Annotated in this window: 15 protein-coding genes and 1 tRNA gene; 8 read left to right on the top strand and 8 right to left on the bottom strand. The window is 65.3% G+C overall.

The window, feature by feature from the left end; genetic code table 11:
- Positions 1-10 precede the first annotated feature (10 nt).
- Positions 11-802 carry a tryptophan synthase subunit alpha gene (trpA, locus tag PVW49_RS12495; protein WP_048532517.1) on the bottom strand — a complete coding sequence of 264 codons (792 nt, stop codon included), beginning with the start codon at positions 800-802 and terminating at the stop codon, positions 11-13.
- 207 nt (positions 803-1,009) lie between these two features.
- Here trpA and ychF point away from each other — a divergent pair, with 207 nt between their 5' ends.
- Complete coding sequence (gene ychF, locus PVW49_RS12490) at positions 1,010-2,107, top strand: redox-regulated ATPase YchF (protein WP_074838976.1); 1,098 nt, start codon at positions 1,010-1,012, stop codon at positions 2,105-2,107.
- An 80-nt stretch (positions 2,108-2,187) separates the two neighbouring features.
- Here the strand turns inward: ychF and PVW49_RS12485 are convergent, their stop codons facing one another.
- Positions 2,188-2,937: a FadR/GntR family transcriptional regulator gene (locus PVW49_RS12485; RefSeq protein ID WP_048532515.1), complete on the bottom strand. Its 750-nt coding sequence runs from the start codon at positions 2,935-2,937 to the stop codon at positions 2,188-2,190.
- Between the two features lie 295 nt (positions 2,938-3,232).
- Between PVW49_RS12485 and PVW49_RS12480 the strand changes: the two genes are divergently transcribed.
- The 3 genes from PVW49_RS12480 (at position 3,233) to PVW49_RS12470 (ending at position 7,421) form a co-directional block, all read left to right on the top strand.
- On the top strand, positions 3,233-4,660 hold the full coding sequence (locus PVW49_RS12480) for a sulfatase-like hydrolase/transferase (RefSeq protein WP_274590685.1): 1,428 nt from the start codon (positions 3,233-3,235) through the stop codon (positions 4,658-4,660).
- A 119-nt stretch (positions 4,661-4,779) separates the two neighbouring features.
- Positions 4,780-6,213 (top strand): aldehyde dehydrogenase family protein, encoded by a 1,434-nt coding sequence (locus tag PVW49_RS12475; RefSeq protein WP_074838982.1) that lies wholly within the window; start codon positions 4,780-4,782, stop codon positions 6,211-6,213.
- 38 nt (positions 6,214-6,251) lie between these two features.
- Positions 6,252-7,421: a mandelate racemase/muconate lactonizing enzyme family protein gene (locus tag PVW49_RS12470; RefSeq protein WP_274590717.1), complete on the top strand. Its 1,170-nt coding sequence runs from the start codon at positions 6,252-6,254 to the stop codon at positions 7,419-7,421.
- A gap of 119 nt (positions 7,422-7,540) precedes the next feature.
- Here the strand turns inward: PVW49_RS12470 and PVW49_RS12465 are convergent, their stop codons facing one another.
- Positions 7,541-10,054: a cation:proton antiporter gene (locus PVW49_RS12465; RefSeq protein WP_048532511.1), complete on the bottom strand. Its 2,514-nt coding sequence runs from the start codon at positions 10,052-10,054 to the stop codon at positions 7,541-7,543.
- Positions 10,055-10,266: 212 nt separating this feature from the next.
- Here PVW49_RS12465 and PVW49_RS12460 point away from each other — a divergent pair, with 212 nt between their 5' ends.
- Together PVW49_RS12460 and PVW49_RS12455 are read left to right on the top strand one after the other, a co-directional pair.
- Positions 10,267-11,016 (top strand): sulfite exporter TauE/SafE family protein, encoded by a 750-nt coding sequence (locus PVW49_RS12460; protein WP_074838984.1) that lies wholly within the window; start codon positions 10,267-10,269, stop codon positions 11,014-11,016.
- A gap of 168 nt (positions 11,017-11,184) precedes the next feature.
- Entirely contained in the window at positions 11,185-12,114 is a 930-nt protein-coding gene (locus PVW49_RS12455) for a DMT family transporter (protein WP_244526570.1), read from the top strand.
- A 4-nt stretch (positions 12,115-12,118) separates the two neighbouring features.
- On the opposite strand, the gene PVW49_RS12450 is transcribed toward PVW49_RS12455, so the two are convergent.
- Positions 12,119-12,814, bottom strand: a complete 696-nt coding sequence (locus tag PVW49_RS12450; RefSeq protein ID WP_274590684.1) for a FadR/GntR family transcriptional regulator — start codon at positions 12,812-12,814, stop codon at positions 12,119-12,121.
- Positions 12,815-13,175: 361 nt separating this feature from the next.
- Here PVW49_RS12450 and PVW49_RS12445 point away from each other — a divergent pair.
- Together PVW49_RS12445 and PVW49_RS12440 are read left to right on the top strand one after the other, a co-directional pair.
- Positions 13,176-13,265 (top strand) — tRNA-Ser (locus PVW49_RS12445).
- Positions 13,266-13,654: 389 nt separating this feature from the next.
- Entirely contained in the window at positions 13,655-14,485 is an 831-nt protein-coding gene (locus PVW49_RS12440) for a DUF3883 domain-containing protein (protein WP_274590683.1), read from the top strand.
- A gap of 3 nt (positions 14,486-14,488) precedes the next feature.
- On the opposite strand, the gene PVW49_RS12435 is transcribed toward PVW49_RS12440, so the two are convergent.
- Genes PVW49_RS12435 through PVW49_RS12420 form a run of 4 tightly spaced genes read right to left on the bottom strand, consistent with a single transcriptional unit; the run spans position 14,489 to position 16,909 of the window.
- The gene (locus PVW49_RS12435) at positions 14,489-14,869 is read right to left on the bottom strand and encodes a hypothetical protein (RefSeq protein ID WP_274590682.1); all 381 of its coding nucleotides are present in this window, start codon (positions 14,867-14,869) and stop codon (positions 14,489-14,491) included.
- Positions 14,869-16,194 (bottom strand): recombinase family protein, encoded by a 1,326-nt coding sequence (locus PVW49_RS12430; RefSeq protein WP_274590681.1) that lies wholly within the window; start codon positions 16,192-16,194, stop codon positions 14,869-14,871. The genes PVW49_RS12435 and PVW49_RS12430 overlap by 1 nt, the downstream gene beginning before the upstream one ends.
- A complete protein-coding gene (locus tag PVW49_RS12425; protein WP_338020388.1) occupies positions 16,191-16,691 on the bottom strand; it encodes a DUF2924 domain-containing protein in 501 nt (166 codons plus the stop codon). Before PVW49_RS12425 ends, PVW49_RS12430 begins: the two co-directional genes overlap by 4 nt.
- The gene (locus PVW49_RS12420; RefSeq protein WP_274590680.1) at positions 16,688-16,909 is read right to left on the bottom strand and encodes a hypothetical protein; all 222 of its coding nucleotides are present in this window, start codon (positions 16,907-16,909) and stop codon (positions 16,688-16,690) included. The genes PVW49_RS12425 and PVW49_RS12420 overlap by 4 nt, the downstream gene beginning before the upstream one ends.
- Between the last annotated feature and the right edge of the window lie 116 nt (positions 16,910-17,025).

The following is a 17,025-nucleotide window of genomic DNA, read 5'->3' as shown; positions in this document are numbered from 1 at the left end:
AAGGCGGCCATCAGGCCCGGTGCGCACCTGCGGCCAGGGTCGCCACATAGGCCAGCACGTCGTCGACGCTTTCGCCGTCGCCAATCCGCTTGACGATGGCCGAGCCGACGACGCAGCCATCGGCCACCGAGGCCACCGATTGCGCCTTGTCCGGCGAGTTCACGCCGAAGCCGACGATCACCGGCAGATCCGAGGCCGCCTTGATCCGCGCCACCTCGGGGCCGACATCGGCCGCCTGGGCCTCGGCCGCGCCGGTGATGCCGGTGATCGAGACGTAATAGACAAAGCCCGAGGTGTTGGTCAGCACCTTGGGCAGCCGCTTGTCATCGGTGGTCGGCGTGGCGAGGCGGATGAAGTTGAGCCCGGCGGCCTGTGCCGGCAGGCAAAGCTCCTCGTCCTCTTCGGGGGGCAGGTCGACGACGATCAGCCCGTCGATGCCGGCGGCGCGGGCCTGCTCCAGAAAGGTATCGACGCCGCGCGAATAGATCGGGTTGTAATAGCCCATCATCACGATCGGCGTCGTGTCGTCGTCTTCGCGGAAGCGGCGGGCCAGCTCGAGCGTGCGGTCGAGCGTCATGCCGCCTTCGAGCGCGCGCTGCCCCGCCAGCTGGATCGTCGGGCCGTCGGCCATCGGGTCGGTGAAGGGCAGGCCGAGCTCGATCACGTCGACGCCGGCGCCCGGCATGCCGCGCACCAGGGCCAGAGAGGTGTCGAAATCGGGATCGCCGGCCATGACATAGGCGACGAAAGCCTTGCGGTTCTGGTCTTTCAGAGCGGCGAATTTGGCGTCGATGCGGGTCATGGGGCTGTCCTTCGTTTCCGTCCTAGCCATGTGCCGAATTTACGCCGTCTTGGCAATGGGGATCGGGTCCGGCCGGGCGGTGGGTTGCAAACCCACCCTACGGGCGCGTGTAGGGTGGGTTTGCAACCCACCGGCGCCGGCCACCGCTTGCCTTTGACCCGCAGCGCCAATAGAAGCGCCCCGACATGAGACAAAGGAGCGGCTCCCATGGGCTTCAGGATGGGGATTGTCGGGCTGCCCAACGTGGGCAAATCGACGCTATTCAACGCGCTGACGCGCACCGCGGCCGCACAGGCCGCGAATTTTCCCTTCTGCACCATCGAACCCAATGTGGGGGATGTGGCGGTGCCCGACGCGCGGCTCGACACGCTGGCCGGGATCGCCCAGTCCAAGCAGATCATCCCGGCGCGGATGACCTTTGTCGATATCGCCGGCCTGGTCAAAGGCGCCTCCAAGGGCGAGGGGCTTGGCAACCAGTTCCTCGCCAACATCCGCGAGGTTGATGCCATCGCCCATGTGCTGCGCTGCTTCGAGGATGGCGACGTCACCCATGTCGAGGGCCGCGTCGATCCGGTGGCCGATGCCGAGGTGATCGAGACCGAGCTGATGCTCGCCGATCTCGAAAGCGTCGAGAAGCGCCGCGCCGGTCTGGTGCGCAAGCTCAAGGGCGGTGACAAGGAGGCCGCCCAGCAGGAGCGGCTGCTGGCCGCCGCCCAGGCGATGCTCGAGGATGGCAAGCCGGCCCGGCTGGTCGAGGTCGATGATGAAGACCGCAAGGCCTGGAAGAATCTTCAGCTTCTGACCGCCAAGAAGATCCTCTATGTCTGCAATGTCGACGAGGGCAGCGCCGCCGAAGGCAACGAACATTCCGCCAAGGTGGCCGAGATGGCCGCCGCGCAGGGCGCCGGCCATGTCATCATCTCGGCCCAGATCGAAGAGGAAATCAGCCAGCTCGACGCCGAAGAGGCCGAGATGTTCCTGGCGGAGATGGGTCTCGAAGAGGCCGGCCTCGACCGCCTGATCCGCGCCGGCTATGACCTGCTGCACCTCGAAACCTATTTCACCGTCGGTCCCAAGGAGGCCCGTGCCTGGACGATCCGCGAAGGCACCCGTGCGCCGCAGGCCGCCGGGGTCATTCACGGTGATTTCGAAAAGGGTTTCATCCGCGCCGAGACCATCGCCTATGACGATTACATCGCCGGCAATGGCGAGCAGGGGGCCAAGGAGGCGGGCAAGATGCGCGCCGAGGGCAAGACCTATGTGGTGCAGGACGGCGACGTCATGCATTTCCTGTTCAACACCTGACCCCCGTCATCTGACGGGCGAGCACGGACACCCGGTCCGCGCTGTTTCCGCCGAAAGACGGCCCGGCCGGCGCGGCGTGCTCAGGCCGGCGGGTCGAGCTTCACCACCGCCGAGAGCCGCTTTGCGGCATCGGCCAGGTGGTCCTTCATCCTGTCATACGCCGCCTCCGCATCCTGCGCCTCGATGGCTTCGGCAATGGCGCGGTGCAGCGGCACCGATTGGCGGTTCAGCCGCTCCTCGGGATTGGTCAGCCGGATCGACAGCATGAGCCCGGCAAAGATCGCGTTTTCCAGCGCTTCGAGATAGCGGTTGTTGGTGGCGCGCAGCACCGCGATGTGAAATCGCGCGTCGGCCAGGACATATTCGCTGTTCTCGCCGGTATGGGCTTGCATCTGGTCCACCGCGTCGCGGATCGCCGCGAGCTGCGCCGCGCTGCGCCGGCTGGCGGCGTAATAGGCGGCGTCGGGTTCGATCGATTGCCGCAGTTCCATCAGGCTGATCAGCCGCTCGTCCTCGATGGTCAGCGACTGGTGCCACATCAGCACGTCGCGATCGAGCATCTGCCAGTGGCTGACGTCCTGCACCCGGGTGCCGATCCTTTGGCGCACCTCCAGAAGCCCCTTTGCGACCAGCATCTTGACCGCTTCGCGCACCGCCGTCCGGCTGACTCCGAATTCATCGCAAAGCGCGTTCTCGTCCGGCAGGAGCTGGCCGGGCAAGAGCTGGCCGTCGAGAATGCGCTCGCCCAGCTTGCGCGAGATCTGGCCCGAGAGCGAACGGGACAGGGTGGCCGACGCGGGGTTCAGGACGTCTGTGTCAGAGGCGGGCACGATGCGGATACTCCTTTTTGATTAATCATAATACGTTTGTTGCAGAGTTCAACGCGAGTTTGCGCCGCGTTTGGCGCGGCGAGCCCGAGAAATTGCATCTCAATCCCGTCTGACCGAAATTCATTCAAACATAATATGTTTGGTTCTACGGCCCCGCGGCAGTACCAGAGACAACGTTGACCGGAGGGAGGACAGGATGACGAATTTCAAACAGGGCGTGACGGCTTCGGGCCTGGCGATCTGGTTGATCGAACACCCGCGCGCGACTCCCTGAAATCACTTTGAAAGTATCCGCATGACCGCGAAAAACATCATCCTCTTCATCACCGATCAATGGCGCTGGGACACGCTGAACCAGCCCGGCCATCCCTGCAAGCTGCCGCATCTTCAGGCGTTTCGTGACGAGGCCACGAACCACGTCAACGCCTTCACCTCGGTGCCGCTCTGCACGCCGGCGCGCGGCAGTCTCTTTACCGGAAAATGGCCGCATCAGACCGGCACCATGGACAATGTGCAGGGCTCTTCCTTCTATCCGCAGGGCAAGCTCCACCCCAGCCACAAGACCTATATGGAGCGGTTGCAGGAGGCGGGATACGACGTGTCCTTCATCGGCAAATGGCATCTTGGCGCCGGAGCGTTGTCGGATCGCGGCATCGACGCCCAACTGTCGGACGGCGGCAGCGAGCCGCTGATCCCGGCCAATGATCTGGAGTTCGCCTCGCCGCGCAAGACGCCGTTCTACGGCACGATCACCAAAGGCACCCACATGGACGAAAAGCGGGTGATGGCGGGGATTGAAAAGCTCGAGAGCCTCTCGGCCAGCGGCAAGCCCTTCTGCCTGATCGTGTCGCTCCCCGGGCCGCATTTCCCGCATCACGTGCCGGCGGAATGGGTGGGGATGTATGACGATCTGCCCGACGACTACATGCCCGAGAATTTCGTTCCGCAATTCACCGAAGCGGGCAAGCCGCAGGCCCAAGGCGCGCATTACTGGCCCTGTCAGGACACCCGTGGCCTCGACCAGCAGGACTGGCGCCGCACCGCGCAGCATTACTTTGGCTTCTGCTCCTTCATCGACGATCTCTTTGGCCGGTTCCGGCGCGAGATGACGGCGCTGGGGCTGGACGAGACCACCAGCCTCGCCTTCACCGCCGATCACGGCGAGATGCTGGGCGCGCATGGCTGGTTCGACAAGGGGCCGTTTTTTTACGAGGAGGTGATGCGCATCCCGATGCTGATCCGCGAGGCGGGGCAGGGGGCCGGTGCCGTCAACGCCGGGTTCGTGGGCTTCCGTGACCTCTTTCCGACGCTGCTGGCCGAAAGTGATGCGGCCGGTCTGCTGACGCCGGAGGAGGCCGGGCGCAGCTTTGACGCCACCGCGCATGACCACGCGACTTATGGCTACGACGCCTATCAGGGCCGGCAGTTCAAATTCCGTGGCATCCGCGAAGCGCGCTACAAATACGCCTGGAGCCCGCATGACCTCGAAGAGCTCTACGATCTCGAGACCGACCCGCAGGAGCGCATCAACCGGGCGGAGGATCCGGCGCTGAAGGCGGAAAAGGCGCGGCTGAAAACCCGGCTGTTCGACTGGATGCAGGCCGAGGGCGATGCGCTGGCCTTTGGCGGCTATCACCTGCCGGTGGGCAGCTATATCGACGGTCGCCCGGCGCAGGAACAACACGACCATCAGCAACATCTCAATCCGGCGTTGAAGCAATGACAATCACCGAAATCAGGACCTGCATGGATCATCTTCCGGGGGCATGGGATCGGGGTCGACTCCTGTTTCGGCGAGTGTTAAACATATTATGAATGTACTTACAGCCTGCGGAGACGCCCATGGTCCGGCACAAGAAGATGTATATCGGCGGTGAACTGGTGGAGGGGCAGGCCCGCCTCGACGTGGTGAACCCGGCCACCGAGGATTGCGTGGCCACGGTCGCCGCTGCCGGGCTGGACGACGTGGACAGGGCCCTGAAGGCCGCCCGGGCCGCCGCGCCCGGCTGGGCCGCGACGCCGGTGGCCGAGCGCCAGCGCTGGATGCTGAAACTGCGCGGCGCGGTGATCGCCAATCAAGAGATGCTGCGCGAGTGCATCCATCAGGAGATGGGCAAGCCCTGGGGCGGCACGCAGGAGGATTTCGACCTGCTGGAGCGGTCGCTGAAATTCTATGCCGAGGAAATCCAGCGCGTTCACGACGAGACGTTGCGCGATCTCGACGGCACTCACGACCATCGCATCGTCTATGAGCCTGTCGGCGTGGCGGTGGCCTATCTGGCGTGGAACTTCCCGCTCCTGAACCTCGCCTACAAGATCGCCCCGGCCATGGCCGCCGGCTGTCCGGTGATCATCCGCCCCTCGGCCGCGACCCCGGTCTCGGCCTATGCTGTGGGGGAATTGTGCCAGGAAATCGGCCTGCCGGCGGGGGTGGTCAATATCCTGACAACCGATGGCTACGGGCCTTCGGATGCGCTGGCCGCCTCGACCATTCCCAACCTGATCACCCTGATCGGCTCGACCAACACCGGCCGGCATCTGATGAAGGTGGGCGCGACCTCGATCAAGAAATTCTCGATGGAGCTGGGTGGCAATGCACCGGTGCTGATCTATCGCGACGCCGACCTCGACCTGGCGGCAGAGATTGTCACCACGGTGAAATTCAACAACGCGGGCCAGATCTGCGTGACCCCGAACCGGGTCTTCGTGGAACGCGAGGTCCATGAAGCCTTCCGCGACAAGGTGGTGGCACGGGCCAGGGCCGCCAAGGTGGGTTTTGACCGAGAGGCCGATATCCTCACTGGCCCGATGATCGACCGCCGGGCTTGGGCCCGGGTCAAGGGGCTGATCGACGAGGCGGTCGAAAAGGGCGCGACGCTGCTCGCCGGCGGCGACCGGCCCGAGGGGCTGGAGACGGGGCATTTTCTGGCGCCCACGGTGCTCGATCAGGTCACCCCCGAGATGCGGATTTACCAGGACGAGATCTTTGGCCCGGTGGTCAGCCTGATCCCCTTCGACGACCGCGAGGCGGTGCTCGACCGTGCCAATGACGGCGAGGAGGGCGGGTTGGCCTCCTACATCTTCACCGCCGATCTGGCGCTGGCCGAGGCGGTCGCCAAGCGCCTGCGCTATGGCGAGGTGCAGATTAACGGCGTCAAATACGACATCTACCTACCGCATGGCGGGATCGGGCAATCCGGCATCGGGCACGATTGCTCGCGGCTTGCCCTGAACGACTATCTCGTCGTCAAGCGTATCAGCCGGGGGCTGATCTGATGGAGGATTTCATGAAACTCGAAGCAATCGCCAGCTCTCTGAAGATCACCAGGATCACCAGCCACGTTCTTCAATGCGACATGCCCGAAGAGCTGGGCTATTCGCAGCAATACTATTCGAAACGCACCGCCCATATCGTCGAGGTCGAGACAGATCAGGGGATCACCGGCTGGGGTGAATGCTTTGGCCCGGGCAATGTCGCGCTGGCCAACAAGGCGATCGTGGAAAAGGTGATCCAGCCGCTGGTGCTGGGCATGGAACCGATGGACCGCGACGTGATCTGGCACCGGGTCTACAACCTGCTGCGCGATCACGGACAGAAGGGGATGCCGCTGCAATCGCTCTCGGGCGTCGATATCGCGCTCTGGGACATTGCCGGCAAGGTGACGGGCCAGCCGATCCACAAGCTGATCGGCGGCGCGCATCGCAGCCATGTGCGGTCTTATGGCTACGGCATGATGCTGAAACGCGAGAGCACCGCCGATCACGTCGCGCGCTTTGTCGATGAGGCGGCGGCGATCCGCGACATGGGTTTTGCCGCCACCAAGATGAAGATCGGCCTTGGCGCCAAGGACGATGTGAAACTGGCCGAGGCGGTGCGGCGCGGGGTGGGTGAAGATTTCGATTTCATGGCCGACGCCAACCACGCCTATACAACCTCTGACGCCTTCTACGTCGGCCGGGCGTTGGACGAGCTGGGCGCCTTTTGGTTCGAAGAGCCGATCGCCCCCGAGGATCTCGATGGCTACCGCGAGCTGCGCGCCGGGCTCAAGGTCAACATCTCGGGCGGCGAGGCCGAGTTCAACCGCTGGGGCTGGCGGGCGCTGTTGGAGAGCCGCGGGCTGGACATTGCGCAGCCCGAAGTCTGCGCGCTGGGCGGCATCACCGAATACCTGCGGGTGCTGGCGCTGTGCCATGCGCATTTCACGCCGGTGTTCAACCACGTCTGGGGCTCGGCCATCGCCGTGGCGACCAACCTGCACCTGCTGGCGGCCATGCCGCCGATGCCCGGCGGGCTGTTCCCGCGCGAGCCCTGGCTCGAGTTCGACACCACCGAGAACCGCTTTCGCGATCACCTGCTGGCGGAACCGCTGGACATTCAGGGACAGGTCAAACGCAACGACGGGCTGATCGCGGTGCCCACCGGGCCGGGGCTGGGGGTGGAGCCCGACCGCGGCTTCATCGAGGCCTACGAGATCGAAGGGTAGCCGCCGGCCCGACGGCTAGAGCGTTTCGGGAAAACCTTGAATCACCAAAACCCTGCCACGCCTTCGGCGCTCTCGGGCTTTTCGTGATGCTTGATGGCTCAGGTATTCCCCGAAACGCCTTAGGAGCCTTTGTCCGCGTCCGGCAACAGTCCCGCCGGTTCAATGCCGCGTTTTTCGGCGCTGGCGCGCACCGCCTTGCGCAACGCCTTGCTGCGCACGATCAGCCGCCGAAAGCGGTCCTCGTCCAGCACCAGCAGCGTGGTGGGGGCGATGGCATGGGCCTCGGCGCGGATCGATCTCTGCGTCAGGATCGCCATCTGGCCGAACATCTCGCCGCGCCCCAGCCGCCAGGACTGGCCGGCAGACTTCAACTCCACCGCGCCCGAGGCGATGAAAAACACCCGTTTGGCGGCGCTGTCCTTGTGGATGACGACTTCGCCGGCATTGACATAGCGGGTCTCGAGCACCCGCCCGAGCCGCTTTACCGCGCTTTCCTCGAATTCGGCGAACAGCGGGAACTGCCGGACCAGCGTCGTCCTTTGCAGCGCGATATCGAGCCGGGGGCGGGTTTCGGCGGCGGCCCGGCGTGCGGCGAGTTCCTGCATCAGCGCGGTATGGACCTCGGCGCCGATCAGCCCGTCTTCGCGCATCATCATATATTCGCGCTCTTCGAGCCGCAGCGCGGTGCGGCGGATGAAACGGCGCTCGAGCTTTTCGGCATAGCCGGGATATTGCAGGCGCAACCCCTCAAGCGCGGTTTCCACCGATTCGATCCGCCGGGACAGCAGCTCGTTCAGCAACTCGGCCACGCGACGGCCGTGAATCCTGCGAATGCGGCCATCGATAAAGCCGCCGAGATCGCGCAGGATCAGCCGTTGCGACAGCAGCAGCTCGAAGCGGTCGGCGGTCATCCTGGCCAGCGGCGCCGCCAGGCCGATCCGAGCATTCAGCGCGACCGCGGTGCGGAACGCCAGGCCATAGGCAACGCTGCGCCGCGCAGCGCGCTGGTAACCGCTGCGGCCCTGTGATCGCGCGCCCTCGATCAGCCGGTCGGCATCGGAAAGCACCTTTTCCGCCATCCTGGCCGAGATCGTCCGTTCGCGCATCCGGTGCAGGATGGTGTCGCGCTCGTGGCCGGCAAGAACGATCAGGCCCAGGGCAATCCGGTCGCGGTCGAGGATGTCGGCGCTGTCCTCGGCGGTCTTGACCGCCGCGTCGAGCCGTTCGCCAAAGCGTTTGGCTTCCGAGCGCACGATGTCGCGGCTCAAGTCGTAGTTCTCGGTGGTGCGCGCCACGTCCTCGCGCACGGTCTGAAGCGCCACGGCGACCACCTGCCGCGACAGCGCCTGATCGATCGGCGACAACTGGTCGAGGCCGAGCCGGCCGATGATCCAGCGCAGGGTCGTGCCCTGCACGATCAGGGTAAAGAGCGTGAAACCGGTGGCGAGGATGCCCACCACCCGCTGGATGCCGTCGGGCACTCGGAAGCTTTCGGTGACCGCCAGCGCCAGCGCCAGGGTCACCGCGCCGCGCAGCCCGCCCCAGAGGATCGCGACCCGGTAGGGCCGGTCGACCGGCGGCGACAGCTTGAGCCGCGACAGCAGCGGCAGCAGCCCGAACAGGATCACCACACGCGCGGCGATGGCGGCGAGGATCACCACCCCGACCAGCAGGAAATCGGCGAACCTGACCTCTTCCAGAAGCCGCGGGATCAGCAGCGCGGCAAGGATGAAGATCAGCGCCCCGGCCCAATGGGCGAGCACGTCCCAGAGCTCGCGCAGGTTGGCCCAGGCCTGCGGCGGCAGGCGACCAGGGGCGGTCAGGTTCATTGTCAGCCCGGCGGCAACCACGGCGATCACCCCGGAGGCGCCGACGATCTGTTCGGCACCGATATAGGCAAGGTAGGGCAGGGCGACCGAGATCGAGATCTGCGCCAGCTCGTGCCGGCTGAACAGCGCCATGACCCAGACCGCGACCCGCGCCGCGAACCAGCCAGTAAAGGCACCGCCGGCGATCAGCATCGGAAACCGGGCCAGCGCCTCGCCAAGTTCGGGATCGGGCAGGCCCAGCATCACAAAGCCCATGAACAGCCCGAAGAGCGCGATGGCGGCGGCGTCGTTCAGCAGGCTCTCGCCCTCGATGATCCGCGCCAGCCGACGCGGCGCCGAGATCGAGCGGAAGATCGAGACCACCGCCGATGGATCGGTCGTCGAGACGATGGCACCGATCAGCAGGCAGGCCGCCAGCGGCAGGGAACTGGCCCAGGCCAGCGCATATCCGACGCTGAAGGTGGCCACCACCACCGCCACCACCGCAAGCACCAGGATCGGCACCCAGTCGTCCAGCATCCGGCGCAGGTTCATCCCCAGCGTCGCCTGAAATAGCAGCGTCGGCAGAAAGACATAAAGAAAGACATTCGAGCGGATGGGCAGCCCGAGGATCGCCTCGGCCACCGGATTGAGCGCATCGGTGAGCTGGGTGCGCAGGAAAAACGTGGCACCAAGGCCGATCATCACCCCGAGCACCGCGAGGATCACGCTGTAGGGCAGGCGCAATCGCGCCGCCAAGGGCTCGGCCGCGCCGATGACTAGGAACAGCGATGCGATAATGGTGGTGATCAATACGATATCCATGTCTATGGAGTATCAGAAGCATTCCGGGGCGCACGCGAGATTTTGGCATTTCTGCCCGGCACTGGCGTCTTCAGCGAGAAAACCGGCATGCGTGGTTCATCGAATGGCAGAGCCGGAAAATGCGGGCGGGGCCCCGTGGTCGCGAACGAACCAATTTGCAGACCAATCCCATCTGCGGCATAGGGCGGAAACGTCGACGCGAGGAGCCTGGAATGCTGTCTTATGCCGTACTTGTCATCGCGGGCCTTCTGGCCGGGATGATCAACGCCATCGCCGGCGGTGGAACGCTGCTCAGCTTTCCGGCGCTGGTCTGGCTGGGGGTGCCGCCGATCATGGCCAATGCCACCGCCACCCTGACGGCGCTGCCCGGCTATATCGGCAGCGCCTGGGCCTACCGGCACGACATCCGCGCCGAGGGCAGCCTGCCGTTGCGGGCCATCGTGCTGGTCTCGGCTCTGGGCGGCCTGGCTGGGGCGGGGCTGTTGCTGATCACGCCTGGCGACGCCTTTGTCGGCATTGTGCCCTGGCTGCTGCTCACCGCGACGCTGCTCTTTGCACTGGGGCCGCGGCTGGTGGCGGCGGTGCGGGCGCGGGGCCACGCGGTGATCGGCCCGCTGGTGTCGGCCGTGGCGTTGCTTCTGGTGGCGGGCTATGGCGGCTATTTCAACGGCGGGCTGGGGATCATGCTGCTCGCCGCCTTCAGCCTGATCGGCTTCGAGAACCTGCACAACATGAACGGGCTGAAAAACCTGCTGTCGGCCGTGCTGTCGTTGGTGTCGGTGACGACCTATGCCACCGCCGGGCTGATCGCCTGGGAATCGGCCGTGGTGCTGGCGCTGGCGACGACGCTGGGTGGCTATATCGGCGCGCGCCAGGCACGGCGCATCCGGCGCATGGATCTGTTGCGGCTGCTGATCGTCGCCATCGGCGCGGTGCTGACCGTCGTGTTCTTTGCGCTCTGACAGCGGCCGCGCGGGTTGATCCGTCGCGCCGCGGCCCCTAGACAGACAGAAAGCCGCGAGGCGCGCGATGGCGTCGCCGCCGCAGTCGCGCGTCCAAAGCCCGTATTCTCCGTCCTGAACGCCCGGACATCCGGCCCGCTTGCGGGCCTGTCATTCGTGAGGTGATCCATGTCCGACTCGACACTCGGGATGATCTTCATGGCTCTGGCCATGCTGCTGCTGCCCATTGGCGACACCTTTGCCAAGGTGCTGACCGCCGATTTGCACCCGGCCGAAGTGACGCTGGCGCGGTTGCTGGCGCAGGCGCTGTTTCTCGTGCCGGCGGCGCTGCTGCTGCGCCACCGCTTGCGCGGGCCGATGTTTTCGCCGGTTGTCGCCCTGTCCGGCGGCCTGGTGATGGTGACGCTGGGCAGTCTGATCTGGGCCTTCTCGGTGATGCCGATTGCCACGGCGATTGCCATCTTCTTTGTCGAGCCGCTGATCCTGACCGCGCTGGTCGGGCCGCTTCTCGGCGAAAAGGTCGGCGCACGCCGGATGGCGGCGGTGGGCATCGGGCTGATCGGCGCGGTGATCGTGATCCGCCCCGGAGGCGGATTTGGCGCGGCGGCCCTGCTGCCGCTTCTGGCCGCCGTCGCCTATGCGCTGAACATGATCGTGCTGCGCCGCGCCTCGAAGCTGCGCTCGGCCCTGACGGTGCAATGCGGTGCCACCTTCTATGCCTGCCTCGGCATGGGCGGGCTGACGCTTGTCTTCGGGTCGGCAGGGGCGATCACGGCGAGTTTCGCGGCCCTGCCGCCCGCCGGCTGGATGGCGATCCTCGGCGCCGGGGCCTTTGCCGCCACCAGCTTTGTTCTGATCGCCGAGGCCTTCCGCCGGGCCGAGGCCGGCACCTTGGCGCCGTTCCAGTACCTCGAGATCGTCGGCGCCACGGCGGCAGGCTATCTGGTCTTTGGCGATTTCCCCGACCTCTGGACCTGGGTCGGGATTGCCATCATCCTGGGCTCGGGGCTCTATGTCTTCTGGCGCGAGCGGTTGCCGGCCAACCGCCCCGGCATCGCGCCGGGCCGCCGCCGCAGCCGCCGCATCCGCGCCCGCTGATCGCTCAGTCCGGGCCGGAAGAGGCGGCCCTGATCGCCTGTCGCACCAGCGCCAGGTGGCCGGCCATCTCGCGTCGGGCCGCCTCGGCATCACCGGCGGCAATGGCATCGACAATCGCCTGGTGCTGATCGGAATGAACCTGACGAAAGGCATCGACGCCGACCCGTCGGTAGGTGCGGTCCCATTCCCGCTGCCACACCGACCGGCAGCGCGTGCCGGAAAAATGCCGCAGGAGGGCGATCAGCACCGGATTGCGCGTCACCTCGGCGATCGCCTGGTGAAAGGCGTCGTCTGCGCGTTCGCAGGCCGCGTGATCGCCCGCCCGGCGCCCGGCGGCGACCCGGTCGCGCAGATGCGCGATGTCGGCCGGCTCGCGCCGTTCGGCGGCGGCCGCCGCGACCTGCGGTTCGAGCAACACCCGCGCATCCATCAGGTCGAGCGGCGTGGTTGCTTCGATCAGGATCGCATCCCGGAGCGGCTGGCCGATCGGCGCCCGGCCGCGAAAGGTGCCCTGGCCGACCCGCCGCCAGATCTGGCCCCGGGATTCGAGCTCGGCCAGCGCGGCCCGCAGCGTCGCCCGGCTGCATCCAAGTGTCTCGGCCATGCGGCGCTCGGTCGGCAACCTGTCGCCCGAAGCCGGCGCTGCGCGGTCGATCAGCCGCTGCAACCGCCCGAGGGCGTCCTGTTTCGTCATCCGCATGGGATGCGTCCCTCCCTTCAATTGCGGCGTCCCGGCCGCAGTATCGCCCGCTTGTCCGGCGCGCCGGAGTTTCGCCCCGGCCCTGTATACGCTCCGACAGCCCCAGGGCAAACCTGCGCCGTTTCGGTCCTCGTGCCAGGAGGTCGCCACGGACGATCTCGCCGCAACCGCCGCCCCGGCAATCGGATGGGCGGGCCCGAACGACTGGCCCGCAGTGATCCGGGCCGAACCGCCGCCGCCTCTGCGGCCGCGCGTCGTGACCGGGTGCAATCCAGGGCAGGTCCGGCCAGTTGAGAGCTTTTTTCGGCACGGGGCAGTTTTGCCTTGTAATCCAGACGTTGGCTTGGATATACGCGTCGGCGGAGACGTGGCCGAGTGGTCGAAGGCGCTCCCCTGCTAAGGGAGTAGGCGGGAAACCGTCTCGAGGGTTCGAATCCCTTCGTCTCCGCCATTATCCCCATTGCGAACCAGTGACACCGCCCTGACGGGGACCGATTTTTCCGTGTTATCAAAGGGGTTTGCGTGAACAGACCGAACCTCATAGACGAGCGGCATGGCCAAAGCTGGGCTCAGAATGGCCCTCAGTCTCAGTTTGGGCGAACCTCGCCCGTTCCGGTTCGGTCCACTGTTATCGTTACTTTTCAATGCTCTGTTGCCAAACCCCGCCAAAACTCGAACGCGCGTTCCGAACGATATCGATGGCGACATTTACAGAACGCGCAGTAGGCGTGTTGCTCGGGATGCCAGCGTAAACAGGCGGATTTCTTGGGTGGGTTCGTATCCCATTCCCCCGACGAAACTGCTGATGACAAATGATTTTTGCGTGTCTAGCCTGGCCGCATGTCGAACGGGCCTTGGACAGACGCAGAGAATGACCTGATCGTCGCGGATTACTTCGCGATGCTGTCTGCGGACTTTGCTGGCCAGTCCTACAACAAAGCCGCTCACAATCGCGATCTTCAGACCCAGATCGACCGCAACCGAAGTTCGATTGAGTTCAAGCACCAGAACATCAGCGCGGTTCTCAGGGCACTCGGAGAGGACTGGATTCCCGGCTACAAGCCCGCGCAAAACTATCAGGGCACACTAGAAGATGCGGTGGCGCGTTGGTTGGAACTCAACCCCGGCTGGCTGTCCCGCATTCCGGACCGGCCCGCGATGGGCCTCCGCGAGGCGGCTCAACTTTGGATTGGACCGCCCCCGACGCTCAGCAACCAGCCGCCTCCGGCTGAACTTGAGCAAACCATCGCCACCGCCCGCAAATTCGATGTGGCGGAGCGTGATGAGCGCAACCGCGCGCTAGGCCGGGCGGGAGAGGAATGCGCGCTGGCGCATGAGAAAGCGGTGCTGACTGGCTCCGGGCGCTCTGATCTTGCGTCAAAGGTGCGATGGGTCTCGGAGGAGGATGGCGATGGCGCTGGGTATGATATCGCCAGCTTTGCTCCAGATGGTCGGCCCCGACTGATTGAAGTGAAGACGACCAACGGCTGGGAACGCACACCATTCCATATCTCGCGGAACGAGCTGGCTGTTGCCGACGAACGGCGGGCGGACTGGTGCCTCATGCGGCTCTATCACTTTGCGCGCGAGCCGAAGGCGTTCGAACTGCGCCCGCCGCTCGACGCCCACGTGTCGCTGACCGCCACGAGCTTTCAGGCCAGCTTTCACTGACCCTCAGTCAAACACGCGCCCCGGCTGCTCAACCCATGGCAGCTCCGCCACGCCGCAAAGGTCGAAGATCGACAGCACCGTGGGTTCGCGTCGCAGCACGAGCCGTTCCAGCACCGATGGCGAAAGCCATGCCAGCCGGATTACGCGGCTGACATAGCGGTCGGAGATTCCTTCGGATCTGGCGAGGTCGGCGATGGTGTTTACGTCGCCGCGCTCCAGCCTGCGCCGCCAGTTCCATGCGCGGCCGATGGCACGCAGCAGACGGGCGTCCTGGCCGCGTTCCATGGCGGCCTCGATTTCCTTGGGCGGTAGGATTCGAGGGCGGCCGCCGCGATTGCGCATGGTGAGCGGGATGTGGACGCGGAGTGTATCGGGCTCTGCCATCACGCCACCTCCGACTTGGCCGGGGCCATCAGCGCGGCAATCGCGCCTAGGCCCTCGTGGCGCAGATCGACCGCCAACCCGGCGTCGCTGGCGGTGACCCGCGCCACCAGAAGCCTGACCACGCGCGCCTGCTCGGCCGGGATCAGCGCCTTCCACATGTCATCGAAATGGGTGAGCGATGCGCTGATGTCCGCCTCGCCAAGGTCTGGCCGGTCCTTGCGCAGGGTCCGCGACACCCGCGCGGCGACCTCCGGCGTGCGCAGCAGGCGGCGGATTTCGCCGATCACGGCATCCTCGACCATGCCGCCGGGTAGCCGCTGCGGCCCCCGGATCTCGGCCTTGGGCCGTTTCTTGATCGCGTCCATCGAGACATAGTAGCGATAGCGACGCGTGCCCTTCTTCGTGTGGTGCGGGGTCATCGCGACGCCGGTCTCGGTGAAGATCAACCCGCGCAGCAGTGCCGGTGAGGGTTCCTTGGCAACGGCAACCCGTTTGACGCGGTTGTTCGCGATCACATCGTGCACCTCGTCCCAAAGTGCGGAGTCGATGATCGCGTCGTGCTCGCCGGGATAGGCGTTGCCCTTGTGCACCGCGAGGCCGCGATAGACCTTGTTGTGCAGCGTCTTGAGCAGCGAGGTCTTGTCGTAAGGCCTGCCAGTCTTAGTCAGGATCGCGCGTGCGTCCATCTCGCGGATCACCTGCGTCGTGGAGCTGGACCGGGCATAGAGGGTGAAGATCGTCCGCACCGTCTCGGCCTCGGCCGGGTCCACGATCAACTTGCGGTCCTTCACGTTGTACCCCAGCGGCACCGGCCCACCCATCCAGATGCCCTTCTTGCGGGACGCAGCGACCTTGTCGCGGATCCGCTCGCCGATGACCTCGCGTTCGAACTGGGCGAAGCTGAGCAGGATGTTCAGCGTCAGGCGCCCCATGGATGTCGTCGTATTAAAGGACTGCGTGACGGACACAAAGGTAACGCCGTGCTTGTCGAAGATCTCGACCAGCTTGGAGAAATCCATCAGCGCGCGGCTGAGGCGGTCGATCTTGTAGACCACGACGATGTCGATTAGCCCGTCCTCGATATCGGCGATCAGGTCCTTTAGCGCCGGGCGTTCCAGCGTGCCGCCGGAGAAGCCGCCGTCTTCATACCGGTCGCGCAGGCAGACCCAACCCTCGGCCTTCTGGCTGGCGATGTAGGCCTCGCAGGCCTCCCGCTGGGCGTCGAGGCTGTTGAACTCCATGTCGAGCCCTTCCTCGCTCGATTTGCGGGTGTAGATTGCGCAACGCAGGCGGCGGGGTTGTTGCGGCTGTGTATGACGCGTCATTTGCTAATCCTCGGGCGTGGGGTAAAGCCAAAGAACTTCCAGCCATTCCAGTTCGCCCCGGTGATGGCCCGGGCCGCGCCGGAAAGCGATTTGTACCGGCGCCCTTGCCACTCAAAGCCCTTCGTTAGCACGGTGACGGTGTGTTCGATGCCATTCCACTCACGGACCAGCTTGGTACCCGGCACAGGACGTCGTGGGTCGGTCATCACCTGACCGGGTTCGCCGGAAGCCACCTCCGCCGCCAGAGCGTCCAGCGTCCGCCGGGTGTCGCGGCCAATGCCCCCAAGGGCCAGTTCCTGGATGCGATAGCCAAGCCGCAGTTCGAGGTTCTGGCGGCTGGTGTTCGGCGCGGGCGCGTCAAAGACCGCCGCCCATTTCTCACGCAGCTCCGGCACGGTCATGGTCTTCAGCGCGACCAGGTCTGCTAGGACAGCGTGGCCCTGCGCAGGGCAAACGCCTGTTCTCTTTCCTACTGATTTCATTCTGGTTTTCGTCATTCGTCCTCTCCAACTCGGGTTCGCAACTGGTGACGACGACGGCGAACAAGGGTGAGGATGTCCAGCGAACTGTCTCCGCTGTTCGCAGAATTATCGTTTATTGTCGGAGGGTTGGCGCGATCCACGGCTGCGGCGAGGATCCGGGCGAGTTCTGCCAATCGCTCATCGGTGGTGAGCGTTTCAGGTGGAGGGGCGAAATTGACGCTGGTGTCGGGCATGGCGGGCGAACCTCAGGAGCTGTTTTGCCCTGTGATGGTCGCTGTGCTAATGGACTTTCAAGTTAAAACAGAGGGTTGTCGTAACACGTCGTGGTTCTTCGCAAGTCATAGTATCC

The sequence above is a fragment of the Marinovum sp. PR37 genome (assembly GCF_028807375.1).
GTDB classification, from domain to species: Bacteria; Pseudomonadota; Alphaproteobacteria; order Rhodobacterales; family Rhodobacteraceae; genus Marinovum; species Marinovum algicola.
Note: the sequence above shows the minus strand (reverse complement) of the source record. Positions and strands in the feature narration are given on the sequence as shown.

What these genes read in the sequence shown, in the direction of transcription:
- ychF (WP_074838976.1), top strand. Translation starts at nt 1,010, where the DNA reads ATGGGCTTCAGGATGGGGATTGTCGGGCTGCCCAACGTGGGCAAATCG.
- PVW49_RS12420 (WP_274590680.1), bottom strand. Translation starts at nt 16,909, where the DNA reads ATGCCCGACACCAGCGTCAATTTCGCCCCTCCACCTGAAACGCTCACC.
- PVW49_RS12450 (WP_274590684.1), bottom strand. Translation starts at nt 12,814, where the DNA reads ATGCGGATGACGAAACAGGACGCCCTCGGGCGGTTGCAGCGGCTGATC.
- PVW49_RS12475 (WP_074838982.1), top strand. Translation starts at nt 4,780, where the DNA reads ATGGTCCGGCACAAGAAGATGTATATCGGCGGTGAACTGGTGGAGGGG.
- PVW49_RS12435 (WP_274590682.1), bottom strand. Translation starts at nt 14,869, where the DNA reads ATGGCAGAGCCCGATACACTCCGCGTCCACATCCCGCTCACCATGCGC.
- PVW49_RS12440 (WP_274590683.1), top strand. Translation starts at nt 13,655, where the DNA reads ATGTCGAACGGGCCTTGGACAGACGCAGAGAATGACCTGATCGTCGCG.
- PVW49_RS12430 (WP_274590681.1), bottom strand. Translation starts at nt 16,194, where the DNA reads ATGACGCGTCATACACAGCCGCAACAACCCCGCCGCCTGCGTTGCGCA.
- PVW49_RS12460 (WP_074838984.1), top strand. Translation starts at nt 10,267, where the DNA reads ATGCTGTCTTATGCCGTACTTGTCATCGCGGGCCTTCTGGCCGGGATG.
- PVW49_RS12455 (WP_244526570.1), top strand. Translation starts at nt 11,185, where the DNA reads ATGTCCGACTCGACACTCGGGATGATCTTCATGGCTCTGGCCATGCTG.
- trpA (WP_048532517.1), bottom strand. Translation starts at nt 802, where the DNA reads ATGACCCGCATCGACGCCAAATTCGCCGCTCTGAAAGACCAGAACCGC.
- PVW49_RS12480 (WP_274590685.1), top strand. Translation starts at nt 3,233, where the DNA reads ATGACCGCGAAAAACATCATCCTCTTCATCACCGATCAATGGCGCTGG.
- PVW49_RS12425 (WP_338020388.1), bottom strand. Translation starts at nt 16,691, where the DNA reads ATGACGAAAACCAGAATGAAATCAGTAGGAAAGAGAACAGGCGTTTGC.
- PVW49_RS12465 (WP_048532511.1), bottom strand. Translation starts at nt 10,054, where the DNA reads ATGGATATCGTATTGATCACCACCATTATCGCATCGCTGTTCCTAGTC.